Below are 569 nucleotides of genomic sequence, written 5' to 3'. Positions count from 1 at the left end.
GTAATTACACTATCTGCGGTTGAACTATTAAACATATTAATGGCACTTACGATGAGTACAGTTTTTATCTCATTTGTTGTTTTAGCGAAAAGATATTAAGATGTAAGAGAGAAAGGAAGATTAACATATGCAAATGTTGTATGCTTTTGGAATGGGGCTTGTATTATTTTTAGCCGTATTCTTATTTATTCGGAAAGACGTTCAAGGTGGGACGTTAACGAAACGAGGCTTTTATAAAATGATCGGCTGTTTAGTTGTTATGTTTATAGCGATTATCGTAATGATCGTTTTAATAAATCAGTCACTATAAAATTAAAAAATGGAACCTTACTTTAGTAAGGTTTTTCTATTTGAAATTAACACTAAAAATAACCATAAAAACCATTTACTAACTATATTTCCTATTATATAATCCAATAAAATGATAGAAAGGAGAATAGTATATGAACAAAAAAGCTATCTTCTTTTTATTAACATGTCTACTACTTATAGCTAGTATTACTTATATAATATGTAACAAACGAGAACATGTACCACCTATATTAGTATGGGAGGGCCAGGAATACTAC

General features: G+C 29.2%; 1 protein-coding gene and 1 pseudogene. Both read left to right on the top strand.

Going from position 1 to position 569, the window contains the following annotated elements; all coding sequences use genetic code 11:
* Positions 1 to 99 (top strand): annotated as a pseudogene (locus tag AC1DTM_RS30975) (permease); the annotation flags it as partial.
* A 28-nt stretch (positions 100 to 127) separates the two neighbouring features.
* On the top strand, positions 128 to 310 hold the full coding sequence (locus AC1DTM_RS30970; RefSeq protein WP_016088828.1) for a DUF3976 domain-containing protein: 183 nt from the start codon (positions 128 to 130) through the stop codon (positions 308 to 310).
* Positions 311 to 569 lie beyond the last annotated feature (259 nt).

The organism is Bacillus sp. P4_D3, assembly GCF_056401855.1.
This window is presented reverse-complemented; position numbering and strand designations above follow the sequence as displayed.

Coding starts and splice junctions, on each gene's coding strand:
- AC1DTM_RS30970 (WP_016088828.1), top strand. CDS start 128: ATGCAAATGTTGTATGCTTTTGGAATGGGGCTTGTATTATTTTTAGCC.